This window comes from Kocuria sp. KKT182, from assembly GCF_055635395.1.
Window position 1 is genome coordinate 1,921,577 of sequence record NZ_CM145757.1, and the last position, 14,925, is coordinate 1,936,501.

The following is a 14,925-nucleotide window of genomic DNA, read 5'->3' on the forward strand; positions in this document are numbered from 1 at the left end:
CGCATGACCATGCAGAACACCGACCACGTGCAGACCACCCACGTGGGCTCCCTGCCGCGGACCCCGCGGCTGCTCGAGGCCAACCAGCGGCACGCCGAGGGCGCCATCACGTTCGAGCAGCTCACCGACGAGCTCGCCGTGGGCGTCGAGGACGTGGTGCGCCGGCAGCGCGAGATCGGCGTGGACGTGGTCAACGACGGCGAGTACGGGCACACGATGTCCAGCGCGGTCGACTACGGCGCGTGGTGGAACTACTCCTTCTCCCGCCTCGGCGGGCTCACCCCGACCGACGAGGACCGGTGGGCGTCCACGGAGAAGAGGCGCTCCTCGCCCGGCCACATCGTGCTCACGAGCTTCCCGGACCGCCGGGACCGCGAGCGCTTCCGGGAGGCGTACGAGGACCCGGCGTCGGGCATCCTCACCGGGCGCTCCTCGACCACGCAGCCCAAGATCACCGGGCCGCTGACCTACACGGGACAGGAGGCCGTGGCCTCGGACGTCCGCAACCTCCGGGCGGCCATGGCGGCCACCGGGGCGCAGACCGGGTTCGTGGCCGCCCTCTCCCCCGGCTCCGCCGCGCGCGTGACGAACGAGTACTACAGGACCGACGAGGAGCTCGTCTACGCGTGCGCCGACGCGATGCGCGAGGAGTACCTGGCGATCACGGACGCCGGGCTGACCGTGCAGATCGACGACCCGTCCATCGCGGAGTCCTGGGACCAGATCAACCCCGAGCCCACGGTCGAGGACTACCTGGCGTTCACGCGGCTGCGCGTCGAGGCGCTCAACCACGCGCTGCGGGGGATCCCCGAGGAGCAGGTCCGCTTCCACCTGTGCTGGGGCTCCTGGCACGGCCCGCACACCACGGACCTCGAGCTGAAGCACCTCGTGGACCTGATGCTGACCATCAACGCCGGCGGCTACACCTTCGAGGGCGCCTCCGCCCGGCACGCCCACGAGTGGAAGGTCTGGAAGGACCACGCGCTGCCCGAGGGCCGCGTGATCATCCCGGGCGTGGTCTCCCACTCGACGAACGTGGTGGAGCACCCGGAGCTGGTGGCCGACCGGATCGAGCAGTTCGCCTCGGCCGTGGGCCGCGAGAACGTCGTCGCGTCGACCGACTGCGGTCTGGGCGGGCGCCTGCACCCGCAGATCGCCTGGGCCAAGCTCGAGTCCCTCGTCGAGGGAGCGCGCCTGGCCACGGAGCGGCTCTACCGCTGAGCCGCATCCCGGCGTCCCCGACGCCCCTGCCGCGCCGCCGGGCCCGGTCCTCCTGCGAGGGCCGGGCCCGGCGGTTTCCATCCCCGGTGGTCTGTGTCACATTAGTGATACATGGTTTGATTATTCCGTCCGGAGGGTGACAGGCGTCACTTCCGCCCGTAGTATCGCAATGCAATACCGAACGTTCGGTCATGATGCGTTCGGTTCCGCCGCGGACGTCGCCGTCCCCGATTCCCTGGAGATCCCATGGCGCACCCATCCTCCGCCCCGGCCGGGCGGCACGAGATGTCGCGCGAGGAGCGCAAGGTCCTCGCCGGCACCCTCGTGGGCACCACCATCGAGTGGTACGACTTCTTCATCTACGCCCAGGCCGCGGCCTTCGTCCTGGCGCCGCTGTACTTCGCGCCGCTGTCCGAGGAGAACGCCGGCCTCGCCCAGGTGGTCGCGTGGGCCTCCCTGGGCATCAGCTTCCTCTTCCGCCCGCTGGGCGCGGTGGTCGCCGGCCACCTCGGCGACAAGTACGGCCGCAAGATCGTCCTGGTCCTCACCCTGGTGGGCATGGGTGCCGCGACGATGCTGATCGGCATGCTCCCCACCTACGCGACGATCGGCATCTGGGCCCCGATCTTCCTGGTGCTCCTGCGCATCATGCAGGGCTTCTCGGCCGGCGGCGAGTGGGGCGGCGCGGCCCTGATGTCCGTGGAGCACGCCCCGCGGAACAAGCGCGGGCTCTTCGGCGCCTACCCGCAGATCGGCGTGCCGCTGGGCATGCTGCTCGCCACGTCCTTCATGTTCGCCCTCACCTCGATGATGTCCCCCGAGGACTTCCAGGCCTGGGGCTGGCGCATCCCGTTCCTGTCCTCCGTGGTGCTGATCGTGGTCGGCTACCTGATCCGCAAGACCGTCGACGAGTCCCCGGTCTTCAAGGAGATGCAGCTGCGCAAGAAGGAGTCCTCCGCTCCCCTGGGCCAGCTGTTCAAGCACCACAAGAAGCCGGTCACCCTCGCGGCCCTGATCTTCGCCGCCAACAACGCCGCCGGCTACCTGGTGATCGCGTTCTTCGCCTCCTACGGCTCCAACGTGCTGGGCATGCCGCGCTCGCAGACCCTCATCGCCTCCCTGATCGGCGGCGTGGGCTGGCTCGTCTTCACGATGTTCGGCGGCTGGATCTCGGACCGGATCGGGCGCGTGCGCACCTTCCAGATCGGCTACGCCATCATCATCCTGTGGGCCGTGCCGATGTGGTTCCTGCTGGACACCGCGTCCCTGCCGCTGTTCGCCCTGGCGATCGTGATCCTCACCGTGGGACTCGGCCCGTCCTACGGCCCGCAGTCGGCGCTCTACGCCGAGATGTTCCCGGCCCGCGTGCGCTACTCGGGCGTCTCGATCGGCTACGCGTTCGGCTCCATCATCGGCGGCGCGTTCGCCCCGATGATCGCGCAGCTGCTGCTCAACGAGACCGGGATGTCCTGGACGATCGGCGTCTACATCGCCGGCATCGCGATCGTCTCCTTCATCGCCGTCTCGATGGTGCCGAAGGACATCCAGGAGATCGACCTGCACGTCGAGGAAGTGCACGAGGACTACGTCGCCGAGCACCCCGAGGCCGCCGAGATCCTCGCGGCCGCCCAGGCCGCCGAGAAGCAGCGCGACTGAGCGCCGCCCCGGCCGAGGACCGAGCCGCCCGCCGGCACCCACGGGTGCCGGCGGGCGGCTCCGCTCGTGCGGGCACCCCGAGCACACCCCGCTCCCACCCCGGGCTCCCACCGGAGCCCCGCCGAAAGGACTCCTCCATGACCACCGACCTCCTGCTCCCCACGGTCTCGACGGCCGTTGCCGACGTGCTCGCCGAGCGCACCGACCACCTGTTCGGCCTGATGGGCAACGGCAACGCGCACCTGATCAGCTCGCTGACCTCCCGCGGCTTCGGCTTCACCTCCGCCCGGCACGAGTCCGCCACCGTTGCCATGGCCGACGCCTACCACCGGGCCACCGGGCGGACCGGGGCCGCCACGACCACCTACGGTGCCGGGTTCACCAACACCTACACCGCCCTGGCCGAGGCGCGGCTGGCCCGGATCCCCCTGGTCCTGGTCGTCGGCGACGCCCCGACCACCGGGCGGCGGGCCTTCGACGTCGACCAGACCACCGCGGCCGCCGCCGCCGGGGTCACCACCCTGGTCGCGGCCCCGGACAACGCGACCGCGATCACCCACCGGGCCTTCGACCTCGCCGCCCAGACCGTCCAGCCGGTGGTGCTGGCCCTCCCCTACGACCACGCCACCGCCCCCCTCACCGAGCAGACGGTCCTGGAGCCGCTGCCGGTCAAGCCCGCCTTCACCGCCTCCACCGAGGACCTCGACCGCATCGCCGGGCTGCTGCGCGCGGCGACCAGGCCCCTGATCCTCGCCGGGCGCGGAGTGCTCCTGGCCGGGGCCACCACCCCGCTCACCGAGATCGGGGACCGGCTCGGGGCGCTGTTCATGACCTCCGCCATGGCCACCGGGGTCTTCGGCTCCCCGTGGGACCTGGGCATCGCCGGGGGCTTCACCCGCGCCCACCGTCTGGAGCTCGCCCGGCAGGCCGACGTCGTGCTGGTCGCCGGGGCATCGCTGAACGCCTTCCAGCTGCGCTACGGCACGCTCTTCGCCGAGGGCACCCGGGTGATCCGCATCGACAACGAGCCCGAGGACCGCACGCCCCCGGTCACCGACTACGTGCGCGCGGACCTGGGACCGTTCCTCCAGGGACTCACCGGCCGGATCTCCGCCGCCGCCCCGGAGAACACCTGGCGGGCGGCCGCCCCGGAGGTCGCCACCGACGCCTTCCGCGGCTCCGCCCCGGTCGAGGACCCGGCCGAGTTCGGCCCGGACGGCCGGCTCAACCCCCGCGCCGTCGTCGCCGCCCTCGAGCACGTCCTCCCCGCCGAGCGCTCCGTGGTGATGGACGGCGGCCACTTCATCGGCTGGGCCCCGATGTACCTGACCGTGCCCGACCCGCAGGCCATGGTCCTGGTCGGCACCGCCTTCCAGTCGATCGGCCTCGGCTTCGGCTCCGCCGCCGGGGTCTCGGTGGCCCGCCCCGACCGCACCACCGTGTTCGTCACCGGCGACGGCGGCGGGCTGATGGGCCTGGCCGACCTCGAGACGTTCCTGCGCGCCACGAAGCGCGGGGTGATCGTGGTGCTCAACGACTCCGCCTACGGCGCCGAGCTGCACCAGTACGCGTCCAAGGGCCTGGACCCCACCGCGATGCTCATCGACGAGGTCGACTTCGCCGCCGTGGGCCGGGCGATGGGCGCGGCCGGGGCCAAGGCGCACACCCTGGCCGACCTCACCGCGCTCACCGACTGGCTGGCCACCCACGACGAGGGCGTCTTCGTCCTCGACGTGGCCATCTCCCAGCAGGTCGTCGCCGAGTTCATGTCCGCCTCCCTCACCGCCGGCCGCCGGCTCTGACCCGCCGGCCCCGGCGAGGCCCCGGCGAGGCCCCGGCGGACCCCTGCGGACCTTCGCGGATCAGCCGGGCGAACCGGCCCCCCGGTCCGCCTCCACCGCCCGGACGAAGTCCGCGCACCGGCGCGGCCACTCGGCCAGCTCGGCGGGCGTGCCGGCCACGTGCAGGGCGTCGCCGGGCAGGGCCGCGCGCAGCGCCTCGGCCGTGGACAGCGGGTGGGTGGCGTCCTCGGACCAGGCCAGCACCAGGGTCGGCACGCCGATCCGCGACAGCTCCTCGACCGGCGGGAGGTCGGTGCCGGCTGCGCCGCGCAGCACGGCGGGCAGCAGGCCGGGGCCGACGCGCGGCGGGTGCACCGGCCGGTCCGCCACGGCGGGCGGCCGGGTCGCGGCGCGGCCGGCCCGGAGGTAGGCCTCGAGGCCGTGGCGCTCCACCAGGTCCGCGCCCTGCCGGTACGTCCCCGCCTGGCCGCGGCGCGAGGCCCAGGCCGTGGAGGGCACGCAGAGCGTCAGCGAGCGGAACCGCCCGGGCTCGGCGAGAGCGGCGTGCAGCAGCGTGGCCGCCCCCATGGACGGGCCGATCCCGTGCACCGGCTCACCGGGCGCCACGGCGTCCAGCAGGCGCAGCAGGTCCTCGGCCAGCCGGGGCCAGGTCCAGTCCGCGGCCACGGGCTCCGCGGCGGAGCCGCCGTGGCCCCGGGCGTCGTAGCGCACCGTCCGGTGCCCGCTCAGCTCGGCCGCCAGGTCCAGACCGCCCGCGGTGTTGGTGGCCCGGTCGGACAGCAGCCCGTGCAGCTGGACGGCAGGCGGGCCGGAGCCGGTCACGTCGTAGGTCAGGCGGCAGCGGGGGAGCTCGAGCGTCGGCATGCCGCCACGGTACGCGTAGATTGTGACCACCCGTGGACCGGACGCGTCCTCGGCGGCCGGCCCCCCGGCCCGACCAGGAGGTGCGCATGCGGCTGACCAGCATCACGCACGCCCGGCTGCCCGAGGGCCGCCTGTCCAGCTGCACCGTCCCCGCCGAGGGCGCCGGCCGGCCGCTGCCGGTGTCCTTCGACCAGGGCATGCACGTCGGAGCCGGTCCCCGCCCGGGGTCCTGGATGGCCGTGGCCGTGGAGCTTCCCGCGCCGGTGGACGCCGCGCACCTGGGCGAGGCCTGGGCGGGTGTCGTGCGGCGGCACCACACGCTGCGCACCGTCTTCTCCGCCGACGACGACGGCCGCGTCCGGCTGCACGAGATCGCCGACGCCGTGCGGCCCGTGTGGACCCGGCACGAGGTCGGCGCCGCCGGGACGCGGGCGGCCCTGCAGGCGGTGGCCGACGCCGCCTGCTCCCCGCTGGCCCGGCCCTCGCACCGGCTGTGCCTGATCGAGCCCGCGGCCGGGCCCGCCGTCGTCGTGCTCGCCGCCGACCACGCGCACGTGGACGCCTGGTCCCTGCCCCTGCTCGCCCGGGACCTGCTCGACGGGCTGGACGATCTCCGCGCCGGCCGCCCGGCCGGCGCGGGCCGGGCGCCCGCGGCGTCCTTCGCCGAGCACACGCGGGAGCTCGCCGCCCGCCCCCCGGCACCGCCGCACGTGGTGCGGCGCTGGGCGCGGATCCTCGCGGACGGCGACGGCGCCCTGCCCGTCTTCCCCCTGCCGCTGGGGGAGCCCGGCGCCCCGGCACCCGAGACGGTGACCACGCACGACGTCCTCGACGCCGAGGGCCTGGCCCGCCTGGAGGCGCGCGCCGACGGGCTGCACGTCCGGCTGCTGGTCCTGGTGGTCTCGGTGCTGACCCGGGCGACCGCCGAGCTGGCCGGCCGGCCCCTGCGCGCGGTCCTGCCCGTGCACAGCCGCACCGAGCCGCACTGGCGCGACGCCGTGGGCTGGTTCATCACCAACTCGGTGCTCGAGTGCTCGGACCCCGATCCGCAGGCCTGCCGCGCCGCCGTGCGCGAGACGCTGGAGCTGGGCTCGCACGCCCTGGAGCCGATCCTGCGGCCCCACGGCGGCATGCCCGTCCCGCCGGGGATGTTCATGCTGTCCTACCTCGACTACCGGCGGCTGCCCGCCACCCTGGCGCCGGAGCTGCGGGCGCAGCACATCTCCGCGTCGGCGCCGACCACCGGGGTGCAGGTGTGGTTCGTGGTGGGCGAGGGCGGCCTGCACCTGCGGGCGCGCTACCCGGGCACCGGGCAGGCCCGCTCGTCGGTGGAGGCGTGGCTGGGCGCCGTCGGCGCGGGGCTGCGCACGCAGGCGCGCCCGGAACCGGACCGCGGATAGCCGCGGGCCCGGACGCCCCCGAGGGCCCGGTCCGGGTACCCGTGCGCCCTGCCCCCGCCCCGGTCCGCCGACTATCCTGGTGGCAGCGGGCAGAAGGGGTCAGATGGACGACCGGACGATCGCCAGGACGCAGGCCAGGTTGATCCGCACCGCGCTGACGAGCACCGGGCTGGGTGCGCGCGACCTGTGGCTGCGGTACGTCCACCTGGGCGGAGAGGTCGGGGAGCTGGAGCTCGACGCCTACCTGCACCACGCCCTGTACCTGCCGCCCCGGCACCGGGACAGCCTGGCGCGGGCCGCCAACCAGCTGGTGCCCGGCCACCGGGTCCCGTGCAGCCGGGACCTGCGCCCGGAGGAGTACCCGCCCGAGGCCTGAGCGCCCGGCCGGGGCCCGGCGGGCCTACGCGGCGCGCTCGGGCAGGGGCGCCGCCTCGCCCTGCTTCTTCTGCCACGGCCACCGCCCGCTGATCTCGAGCTCGAGGGACCAGCTGAGGAAGGTCCGCACGACCACGATGAGCGCCAGCACCCCCACCGACTCGAACGTGGGGGTGATGGCGACGGTCTTGATGATGTCCGCGGCCACGAGCAGCTCCAGGCCCAGCAGGATCGAACGGCCGAGCCGCTGCCGGTAGCTCTCGTAGGTGTCGCGCTCCCCGCTCCCCCGCCCCAGCAGGTCCCGCCCGGCCAGGAGGGTCGCCACCACCGTCCCGACGACGATGGCGACCACGCCGGCGACGTCGACGGCCTCCCCGACCAGCTCCATGGACTCCTGGAACGACATCCTGCACCTCCGGTGACCCCGGCGGGACGCGCCGGCTCGAGTCTGCGATGAGGACGCCAGGATCTCACGGGTCCGCCGTCAGCCGGCGGCGGCGACCTCCTGGGGCACGGTCTCCGGCACGGAGCCCCGCCGCCTGGGGGGCCCCGGCGGCCGCTCGCGCTCGGCGAGGACCCGGGCCGCCTCCGAACCGGGGGCGGCGACGGTGTTCTGCAGGGCCCGGCTCAGCGCACGGGGGTCCGTGCCGTCCACCACGGCCGCGATGTGCGAGTCGGGGCGGATCACCCACACGTCGGTCGGCTCCGGCTTCAGCGCCTCGGCGAGCTTGCCGGTGGTGTCGATGTCCGCGATGGCGTGCAGGCGCAGCGGGGACCGGATGGCGGCGAGCGCGGTCCCGCGCACGAGCTCCTGGTCGACCGCCGGGCCGGTGAGGAGCAGGATCCCGAAGCGGGCGAGCTCGCGGACGCGGTCGGCGGCGATGCCCGGGACGGCGACCGGGACGTCCGGCAGCAGCACGCCGGGGACGGGGTCGGGGACCTCCCCCTTGGGCGGGCGCCCGGCGAAGGTCCGGGTGGGGTGCGGGGTGGTGAGCGGGGAGTCGACGTACCAGAAGGGCTCGGCCAGGCGCCCGGAGTCCACGTAGGTGGACGCGGCCGGGTCGCCGATCGCCCGCTCGAGCTTGGCGAGCCGCTCGGCCAGCTGCTCCTCGGTGCGGGGCACGAGGAAGTCCATGGTGGCCTCGGTGACCTCGAGGTTCTCGACGGCGGCGGCGCGGCGCTCGACGTCGTAGGACTCCAGCAGCGCCGGATCGGCGTTGCCGCGCAGCACCGAGGTCAGCTTCCAGGCGGCGTTCTCGGCGTCGCCCACGCCCGAGTTGAGCCCGCGGGCGCCGAACGGGGAGACGATGTGCGCGCAGTCCCCGGCCAGCAGCACCCGGCCCACCCGCATCCGGGAGGCCAGCCGGGCGTGGAAGCGGTAGACGGACTTCCAGACGATCTCGTAGTCCGTGTCCCCGATGATCTGGCGGATCCTCGCGTCGAGGGCCCCGGAGGCCTCCTCGGCGTCGAGGTCGTAGTCGCCGGGCACCTGCCAGTCGATCCGGAAGGTCGAGTCCGGGCACGGGTGGATGAGCACTTGCCGGCCGGGGTTCCACTCGGGGTCGAAGTAGAAGCGGCGCTCGGTGGCCCAGCCGGGGATGTCGGCCCGGATGTCGCAGATCAGGAACTTGTCCTCGAACGAGCGGCCGTCGAAGCTCACCCCGAGCTGGTCGCGCAGCCAGCGCGCCTTCGAGCCGAGCGCGGCGATCGCGTAGTCGGCCACGATCTCGGCCCGGCCCCCGTCGCGGCAGGAGCACACCACGGTCACGGAGCGCTCGTCCTGGGTGATCGAGACGATCTCGTGGCCCCAGACCTCCTCGATCAGCGGCTCGGCGGCGATCTTCTGCGCGAGCAGCTCCTCGGTGCGGGTCTGCGAGATGTTCACGAACGGCGGGAACGGGGACTGCCCCCTGTCCCGGAAGGGCTGGGCGAACAGCTCCTTCTCCCGGTAGAAGGTGCGCGCGGTGTCCCACGTGACGCCCTCGGCGGCCACCTGCCGGCCCACGCCCACGGCCTCCCAGACCTCCAGGACGTCGCGCTGCTGGCAGATCGCCTTGGACCCGATGGGGTCCCGCTCGGCGCGGGCGTCCAGGACCGTGACGGGGATGCCCCACCGCGCCAGCAGCAGCGCCGCGGTCTGGCCCACGGGCCCGTTGCCGAGCACCAGCACCTTGCCGGAGTCGAATCGTCTCACTGTCGCCCTCCTCGTTCTCGTGTCGCTGCTCGTGGGGACCGGGTCAGCCGTTCTGGAGCTGGTCCCAGACCTCGCGGTCGCGCTCGGCGGTCCAGATGACGGGCCGCTCGATGCCCGAGAGCTCGTCCCACAGCCGGGAGACGTCGAAGGGCAGGCAGTGCTCGAAGATCGGCCAGTGGCCGAAGTCGTCGTAGAGGGCGGTGTGCACGGCCTCGAAGGCGTCCTTGAGCGTCCCGCCGTTCTTCTGGACGGTGCCGACCTCCTCGATCATGACGTCCAGGAAGCGGCGGGTCTGCTCGATCGCCGCGTCCACGGCCTCCCGGCCCCTCGAGACCGCCCCGCGCCCGCCCACGAGCTGCTCCGCACCCAGCGCCTTGACGGCGTCGAGGGTGTGGCTCGCCCAGTCGCGGTGGAAGGCGTCCCCGGTGTAGAGGGCGGCCTCGGCCTCGACCAGGTCCCCGGCGAAGAGGATCTTCTGCTGGGGCAGCCAGGCGACGATGTCGCCCTCGGTGTGGCCGCGGCCGAAGTGCTGGAGCACGAGGTCCCCGCGGTCCCCGCCGAGGTCGATGGTCAGCTTGTCCCGGAAGGTCACCGTGGGCCAGGTCAGGCCCGGGACGGTGTCCGCGCCCTTGGCCAGGCGCGGCATGCGGCCGAACTCGGAGGCCCAGTCCTCCTTGCCGCGCTCCACGATGAGGTCGTAGGTGTTCTCGTGGGCGACGATCGTCTCGGCGTGGAAGGCCGAGGCGCCGAGCACGCGCACCGCGTGGTAGTGGGAGAGCACCAGGTAGCGGATCGGCTTGTCGGTGTGCTTCCGCAGCTCCGCCAGCCACTCGGCGGCCACCACGGGGGTGGCCAGGGCCTCGAAGCAGACCAGGAAGTCCTCCCCCTCGATCGCCCCGATGTTCGGGTCCCCCTCGGCCGTGAGGGCGTAGACGCCCTCGGCCAGGATCTCGAGGGTCTTCTGCTTCTCGCCGAGGTCCGCCGAGGACGCGAAAGACTTGGTGGTGCCCATGTGCCGTCTCCTTCGTGGGGCCGCGCAGGGCCCGGGATAGTCAAATGCTGTATTAGTTCCACGGTAGCCCCCGGACCTTGATTTGTGAAGCAGGCCACAGGCGATTGCTGTCGCAGCTCTGTTGACCCCGCGGGCGCACGCGTGGGAAGGTTTGATGAACGATCGGTCGGTAAATTCGGGCGACGATGCCCGGATGCCGGCCGCACCCCGTCGCGACAGGAGCCCACCCATGCCCGCAACCCCTCAGGCCCTCCTCGTCGGCGGGGCCCGCACCCCGGTGGGCCGCTACGGCGGCGCGCTGGCGAGCGTGCGCCCCGACGACCTCGCCGCCCTCGTGGTCAGGCACGCGGTGACCGACGCCGGGATCGACCCGCACGACGTCGACGAGGTGATCCTCGGCAACGCCAACGGCGCCGGCGAGGAGAACCGCAACGTCGCCCGCATGGCCTGGCTGCTCGCCGGCTTCCCCGACACCGTCCCCGGCATCACCGTCAACCGGCTCTGCGCCTCCGGGCTCTCGGCCATCATCATGGCCTCCCACATGATCAAGGCCGGCGCCGCCGACATCGTCGTCGCCGGCGGCGTGGAGTCCATGTCCCGCGCCCCGTGGGTGATGGAGAAGCCGGCCAAGGCGTTCGCGAAGCCCGGCGACGTCTTCGACACCTCCATCGGCTGGCGCTTCACCAACCCCGAGTTCAAGAAGCAGGACAAGATGACCTACTCGATGCCGGAGACGGCCGAGGAGGTCGCGATCGTCGACGGGATCTCGCGCGAGGACGCCGACGCCTTCGCCGTGGCCTCCCACGAGAAGGCGATCGCCGCGATCGACGCCGGGCGCTTCGCCCCCGAGATCGTCCCGGTGACCGTCACGGGCCGCAAGGGTGCGACGACCGTCGTCGACACGGACGAGGGCCCCCGCCCGGGCACCACGATGGACGCCCTCGCGAAGCTGCGTCCCGTGGTGGACCACGGGACGGTCGTCACCGCCGGCAACGCCTCCTCCCTCAACGACGGCGCCTCGGCGATCCTCGTGGTCTCCGAGCGCGCGGCCGAGAAGTACGGGCTGGCCGCCCGGGCCCGGATCGTCGACGGCGCCTCCGCCGGCGTGGCCCCGGAGATCATGGGCATCGGCCCTGTCCCCGCCACCCAGAAGGTGCTCGGGCGCACCGGGTGGGGCATCGGCGACCTCGGGGCGGTCGAGCTCAACGAGGCCTTCGCCTCCCAGTCCCTGGCCTGCATCCGCCGCCTCGGCCTCGACGCCGGCACCGTCAACAACGACGGCGGGGCGATCGCGCTCGGCCACCCGCTGGGCTCCTCCGGCTCCCGGCTCGTGGTGACGCTGCTGGGCCGGATGGAGCGCGAGGGCGCCGACCGCGGCCTGGCCACCATGTGCGTGGGCGTGGGCCAGGGCACCGCGATGCTCGTGGAGAAGCTCTGATGGTCGGGCCCAGCGAGATCCTCGGCGCGGAGTTCACCGCCCTGCGGCTCGAGGAGCGCGAGGACCGCCTGCACGTGGTCCTGGACCGCCCCGATGTGCGCAACGCCATCGACGCGACCATGGTCGAGGAGCTGCACACCGTGTGCGGCCACCTCGAGCGGCACCCGAAGATCCTGATCCTCTCCGGCACCGAGGTGAACGGCCGGGGGATCTTCGCCTCCGGCGCCGACATCGCCCAGCTGCGGGAACGCCGCCGCGACGACGCCCTGGCCGGGATCAACTCCCGGATCTTCGACCGCATCCACAGGCTGCCCATGCCGGTGATCGCCGCGATCGACGGCTACGCCCTGGGCGGCGGCGCGGAGCTGGCCTACGCCGCGGACTTCCGCATCGCCACCCCGCACCTCACGATCGGCCAGCCGGAGACGAACCTGGGCATCATCGCCGCCGCCGGCGGGCTGTGGCGGCTCAAGGAGCTGGTCGGCGAGGCGGTCGCCCTGGACATCCTGCTCGCCGGCCGGCTCCTCGGCGCGGACGAGGCCCTGGCCCTGCACCTCGTCACCGAGCTGCACGAGCCCGCGGAGCTCGTCGGCGCCGCGCACGCGCTCGCCGACCGGATCGGCGCCCAGGACCCCCTGGCCGTGCGGATCTCCAAGCGGGTCTTCGCGGCGCCCCCGTCCGCCCATCCGCACATCGACGAGCTGGCCCAGGCCGTGCTCTTCGAGTCGGAGGCGAAGTTCGACCGCATGCAGGCCTTCCTGGACCGCAAGAAGAACAAGAAGTAGGAGCATCCCGACCATGACCGAGAAGCACGCACTGGCCGTTCCCGCCGTCGTCGGCGTCCTGGGCGGAGGCCGCATGGGCGCAGGCATCGCCCACGCCTTCCTGCTCGCCGGGGCGAGGGTGACCGTGGTGGAGCGGGACGGGCAGGCCGCGGAGGCCGCCCGCGAGCGGATCGAGCGGGACCTCGCCAAGTCCCTGGAGCGCGGGGGCGTGGACGGCAACCTGGACGAGTGGGCCGAGAACCTGACCGTCTCCCTCGACCACGCCGACTTCGCGGACTGCGAGCTCGTCGTCGAGGCCGTCCCCGAGGCGTGGGACCTGAAGGTCACGGCCCTGCAGGAGGTCGAGCACCACCTCGCCGAGACCTCGTGGCTGGCCACCAACACCTCCTCGCTGTCCGTGGACGGGCTGGCCGAGCAGCTGGGACGCCCCGAGCGGTTCTGCGGGCTGCACTTCTTCAACCCCGTGCCGGCCTCGAAGCTCGTGGAGGTCGTGAACTCGAAGCACACCGGCGAGGAGCTCAGGCGGCTCTCGGTGCAGTGGGTCGAGGGCCTCGGCAAGACCCCGGTGGTCGTCAACGACGCCCCCGGCTTCGCCTCGTCGCGGCTGGGCGTGGCGATCGCCCTCGAGGCCATCCGGATGGTCGAGGAGGGCGTGGCCTCTCCCGCCGACATCGACAACGCCATGGTCCTGGGCTACAGGTTCCCGGTCGGCCCCCTGGCCCTGACGGACATCGTGGGCCTGGACGTGCGCCTGGGCATCGCCGAGTACCTCGAGTCGCAGCTCGGCCCGCGCTTCGCCCCCCCGCAGCTGATGCGGGACATGGTGGCCCGCGGCGAGCTCGGCCGCAAGACCGGCAAGGGCTTCTTCGACTACGACCAGTAGCACCCGCCCCCTGCCGTCCCGCCCTCCCGGGCGCGGGCGGGCGGGACGCGCCGTCGGACGCGGGTCCTAGGGTGGGGGCATGCACGCACAGCCCGGGACCCCCGCCGCGTGGGACGGCGCGCTCAACGCCCGGCGCCTGGCCGGCGACGTGTGGCGGATGGGCCGCTCCGAGCGGCTGAGCCCCTCGGGGTGGCGCGCCGCCGCGGCGGACGGGGTGCGCACGGTCGTGGACCTGCGCAACGCGGACGAGCGGCGGCGCCGGCCCACGGACCCCGCGGACGACCCGGCCGCCCGCGCCGGCATCACGGTCCTGCACCGCCCCACCGAGGACCCCGCCCATCCGCAGTTCCCGCTGGTGGGCACGCCCTACCTCCACCACCCGCGCGGCTACCGCGACTACCTGCGGCTGTTCCCGGCCTTCCTGGCCGAGGCGGTGCGGGCGGTGGCGACCGCCGAGGGCGCCGTGGTGGTGCACTGCTCGGCCGGCCGCGACCGCACCGGGGTGCTCGCGCTGCTGCTCCTGGGGCTGGCCGGAGCGCCCCCGGAGCGCCTCGTCGCGGAGGACGAGGCCGCCGCGCGCGGGATCAACGAGTGGCACCGCGTCTCACCCGTCCCCCACCCGGTCGAGCGCCACCACCCCGAGCACGAGCTCGCCCCGCTGCTCGCGGGGCGTCGCGCGGCCCTCGAGGAGCTGCTGGACGGGTTCGACGCCGAGCGCTGGCTCGTGGACGCCGGGCTGTCGCCCGAGGAGCTGGCCGCCCTGCGCCGGCGGCTCCACGGCCCGTCCTGATCCGCTCCCGTCCGGCGTCCTGACCCGCTGGCCGGCGGACCCCGGGCCTGGTTCCCGGCCTAGCCCTCGGCGGGGTTCGTGGCCTGCTGCGGCTTGTCCTTGAGGAAGTTGGTGATCCGCACGGTGCACAGCCGGGCGCCGTCCTCGTGCTCGAGGACCACCTCGTGGCACGTGAGGGAGCGTCCGAGCTGCAGGGCGGTGGCCGTGGCGGTCACGGTGCCCGTGCGGGACGACCGGTGGTGGGTGGCGTTGACGTCCACGCCCACGGCGACCTTGCCCATCGTGGAGGCGTGGATCACCGCGGCCCAGGAACCGACGGCCTCGCCGAGGGCCACCATGGCGCCGCCGTGGAGCAGGCCCAGCGACTGGCGGTTGCCCTCGACGGGCATGGAGGCGACCACGCGCTCCGCCGACTCCTCGAGGACGGTGACGCCCATCTTCTCGTCGAGCTCGCCCAGGACGATGCGCCAGGGCTCGTGGGTCTCGGTCGTGGTCATGGCACTCC

Annotated in this window: 14 protein-coding genes; 9 read left to right on the forward strand and 5 right to left on the reverse strand. The window is 73.8% G+C overall.

All coding sequences use genetic code 11. From position 1 onward, the window contains the following. Positions 1-3: 3 nt before the first annotated feature. The 3 genes from ACZ2G1_RS08880 (at position 4) to ACZ2G1_RS08890 (ending at position 4,679) form a co-directional block, all read left to right on the forward strand. Positions 4-1,221, forward strand: a complete 1,218-nt coding sequence (locus tag ACZ2G1_RS08880) for a cobalamin-independent methionine synthase II family protein (RefSeq protein WP_470377702.1) — start codon at positions 4-6, stop codon at positions 1,219-1,221. Between the two features lie 246 nt (positions 1,222-1,467). Beyond that, positions 1,468-2,877 carry an MFS transporter gene (locus ACZ2G1_RS08885; RefSeq protein ID WP_035927938.1) on the forward strand — a complete coding sequence of 470 codons (1,410 nt, stop codon included), beginning with the start codon at positions 1,468-1,470 and terminating at the stop codon, positions 2,875-2,877. Between the two features lie 137 nt (positions 2,878-3,014). After that, positions 3,015-4,679, forward strand: a complete 1,665-nt coding sequence (locus ACZ2G1_RS08890) for a thiamine pyrophosphate-binding protein (protein WP_470377703.1) — start codon at positions 3,015-3,017, stop codon at positions 4,677-4,679. Between the two features lie 60 nt (positions 4,680-4,739). Here ACZ2G1_RS08890 and ACZ2G1_RS08895 read toward each other — a convergent pair whose 3' ends face one another. Further along, positions 4,740-5,543 (reverse strand): alpha/beta fold hydrolase, encoded by an 804-nt coding sequence (locus tag ACZ2G1_RS08895; protein WP_272027343.1) that lies wholly within the window; start codon positions 5,541-5,543, stop codon positions 4,740-4,742. A gap of 86 nt (positions 5,544-5,629) precedes the next feature. Between ACZ2G1_RS08895 and ACZ2G1_RS08900 the strand changes: the two genes are divergently transcribed. Both ACZ2G1_RS08900 and ACZ2G1_RS08905 read left to right on the forward strand, forming a co-directional pair. Next, positions 5,630-6,943, forward strand: coding sequence for a condensation domain-containing protein (locus ACZ2G1_RS08900; protein WP_095649808.1), 1,314 nt, complete (start codon positions 5,630-5,632; stop codon positions 6,941-6,943). 103 nt (positions 6,944-7,046) lie between these two features. Further along, entirely contained in the window at positions 7,047-7,319 is a 273-nt protein-coding gene (locus tag ACZ2G1_RS08905; RefSeq protein ID WP_052132991.1) for a hypothetical protein, read from the forward strand. A gap of 24 nt (positions 7,320-7,343) precedes the next feature. Here the strand turns inward: ACZ2G1_RS08905 and ACZ2G1_RS08910 are convergent, their stop codons facing one another. The 3 genes from ACZ2G1_RS08910 to ACZ2G1_RS08920 form a co-directional block, all read right to left on the reverse strand. Then, entirely contained in the window at positions 7,344-7,724 is a 381-nt protein-coding gene (locus ACZ2G1_RS08910; protein ID WP_017833103.1) for a DUF1622 domain-containing protein, read from the reverse strand. A gap of 78 nt (positions 7,725-7,802) precedes the next feature. Beyond that, complete coding sequence (locus ACZ2G1_RS08915) at positions 7,803-9,512, reverse strand: FAD-dependent monooxygenase (RefSeq protein ID WP_095649809.1); 1,710 nt, start codon at positions 9,510-9,512, stop codon at positions 7,803-7,805. 43 nt (positions 9,513-9,555) lie between these two features. Next, positions 9,556-10,524 (reverse strand): MBL fold metallo-hydrolase, encoded by a 969-nt coding sequence (locus ACZ2G1_RS08920; RefSeq protein ID WP_017833101.1) that lies wholly within the window; start codon positions 10,522-10,524, stop codon positions 9,556-9,558. Between the two features lie 229 nt (positions 10,525-10,753). Here ACZ2G1_RS08920 and ACZ2G1_RS08925 point away from each other — a divergent pair, with 229 nt between their 5' ends. From ACZ2G1_RS08925 to ACZ2G1_RS08940, 4 genes are all read left to right on the forward strand, one after another. Continuing rightward, positions 10,754-11,962 carry a thiolase family protein gene (locus ACZ2G1_RS08925; RefSeq protein ID WP_017833100.1) on the forward strand — a complete coding sequence of 403 codons (1,209 nt, stop codon included), beginning with the start codon at positions 10,754-10,756 and terminating at the stop codon, positions 11,960-11,962. After that, positions 11,962-12,747 (forward strand): enoyl-CoA hydratase/isomerase family protein, encoded by a 786-nt coding sequence (locus ACZ2G1_RS08930; protein WP_336649588.1) that lies wholly within the window; start codon positions 11,962-11,964, stop codon positions 12,745-12,747. Before ACZ2G1_RS08925 ends, ACZ2G1_RS08930 begins: the two co-directional genes overlap by 1 nt. A 13-nt stretch (positions 12,748-12,760) precedes the next feature. Continuing rightward, positions 12,761-13,630, forward strand: a complete 870-nt coding sequence (locus ACZ2G1_RS08935) for a 3-hydroxyacyl-CoA dehydrogenase family protein (protein ID WP_336649587.1) — start codon at positions 12,761-12,763, stop codon at positions 13,628-13,630. Positions 13,631-13,709: 79 nt separating this feature from the next. Continuing rightward, entirely contained in the window at positions 13,710-14,420 is a 711-nt protein-coding gene (locus tag ACZ2G1_RS08940) for a tyrosine-protein phosphatase (RefSeq protein ID WP_095649812.1), read from the forward strand. 59 nt (positions 14,421-14,479) lie between these two features. Here the strand turns inward: ACZ2G1_RS08940 and ACZ2G1_RS08945 are convergent, their stop codons facing one another. After that, positions 14,480-14,917 carry a PaaI family thioesterase gene (locus tag ACZ2G1_RS08945; RefSeq protein WP_017833096.1) on the reverse strand — a complete coding sequence of 146 codons (438 nt, stop codon included), beginning with the start codon at positions 14,915-14,917 and terminating at the stop codon, positions 14,480-14,482. Positions 14,918-14,925 lie beyond the last annotated feature (8 nt).

Bases quoted from the DNA above. Each gene is read 5' to 3' on its own strand.
- ACZ2G1_RS08895 (WP_272027343.1), bottom strand. From the start codon at position 5,543: ATGCCGACGCTCGAGCTCCCCCGCTGCCGCCTGACCTACGACGTGACC.
- ACZ2G1_RS08890 (WP_470377703.1), top strand. From the start codon at position 3,015: ATGACCACCGACCTCCTGCTCCCCACGGTCTCGACGGCCGTTGCCGAC.
- ACZ2G1_RS08905 (WP_052132991.1), top strand. From the start codon at position 7,047: ATGGACGACCGGACGATCGCCAGGACGCAGGCCAGGTTGATCCGCACC.
- ACZ2G1_RS08885 (WP_035927938.1), top strand. From the start codon at position 1,468: ATGGCGCACCCATCCTCCGCCCCGGCCGGGCGGCACGAGATGTCGCGC.
- ACZ2G1_RS08940 (WP_095649812.1), top strand. From the start codon at position 13,710: ATGCACGCACAGCCCGGGACCCCCGCCGCGTGGGACGGCGCGCTCAAC.
- ACZ2G1_RS08945 (WP_017833096.1), bottom strand. From the start codon at position 14,917: ATGACCACGACCGAGACCCACGAGCCCTGGCGCATCGTCCTGGGCGAG.
- ACZ2G1_RS08925 (WP_017833100.1), top strand. From the start codon at position 10,754: ATGCCCGCAACCCCTCAGGCCCTCCTCGTCGGCGGGGCCCGCACCCCG.
- ACZ2G1_RS08920 (WP_017833101.1), bottom strand. From the start codon at position 10,524: ATGGGCACCACCAAGTCTTTCGCGTCCTCGGCGGACCTCGGCGAGAAG.
- ACZ2G1_RS08935 (WP_336649587.1), top strand. From the start codon at position 12,761: ATGACCGAGAAGCACGCACTGGCCGTTCCCGCCGTCGTCGGCGTCCTG.
- ACZ2G1_RS08900 (WP_095649808.1), top strand. From the start codon at position 5,630: ATGCGGCTGACCAGCATCACGCACGCCCGGCTGCCCGAGGGCCGCCTG.
- ACZ2G1_RS08880 (WP_470377702.1), top strand. From the start codon at position 4: ATGACCATGCAGAACACCGACCACGTGCAGACCACCCACGTGGGCTCC.
- ACZ2G1_RS08930 (WP_336649588.1), top strand. From the start codon at position 11,962: ATGGTCGGGCCCAGCGAGATCCTCGGCGCGGAGTTCACCGCCCTGCGG.
- ACZ2G1_RS08910 (WP_017833103.1), bottom strand. From the start codon at position 7,724: ATGTCGTTCCAGGAGTCCATGGAGCTGGTCGGGGAGGCCGTCGACGTC.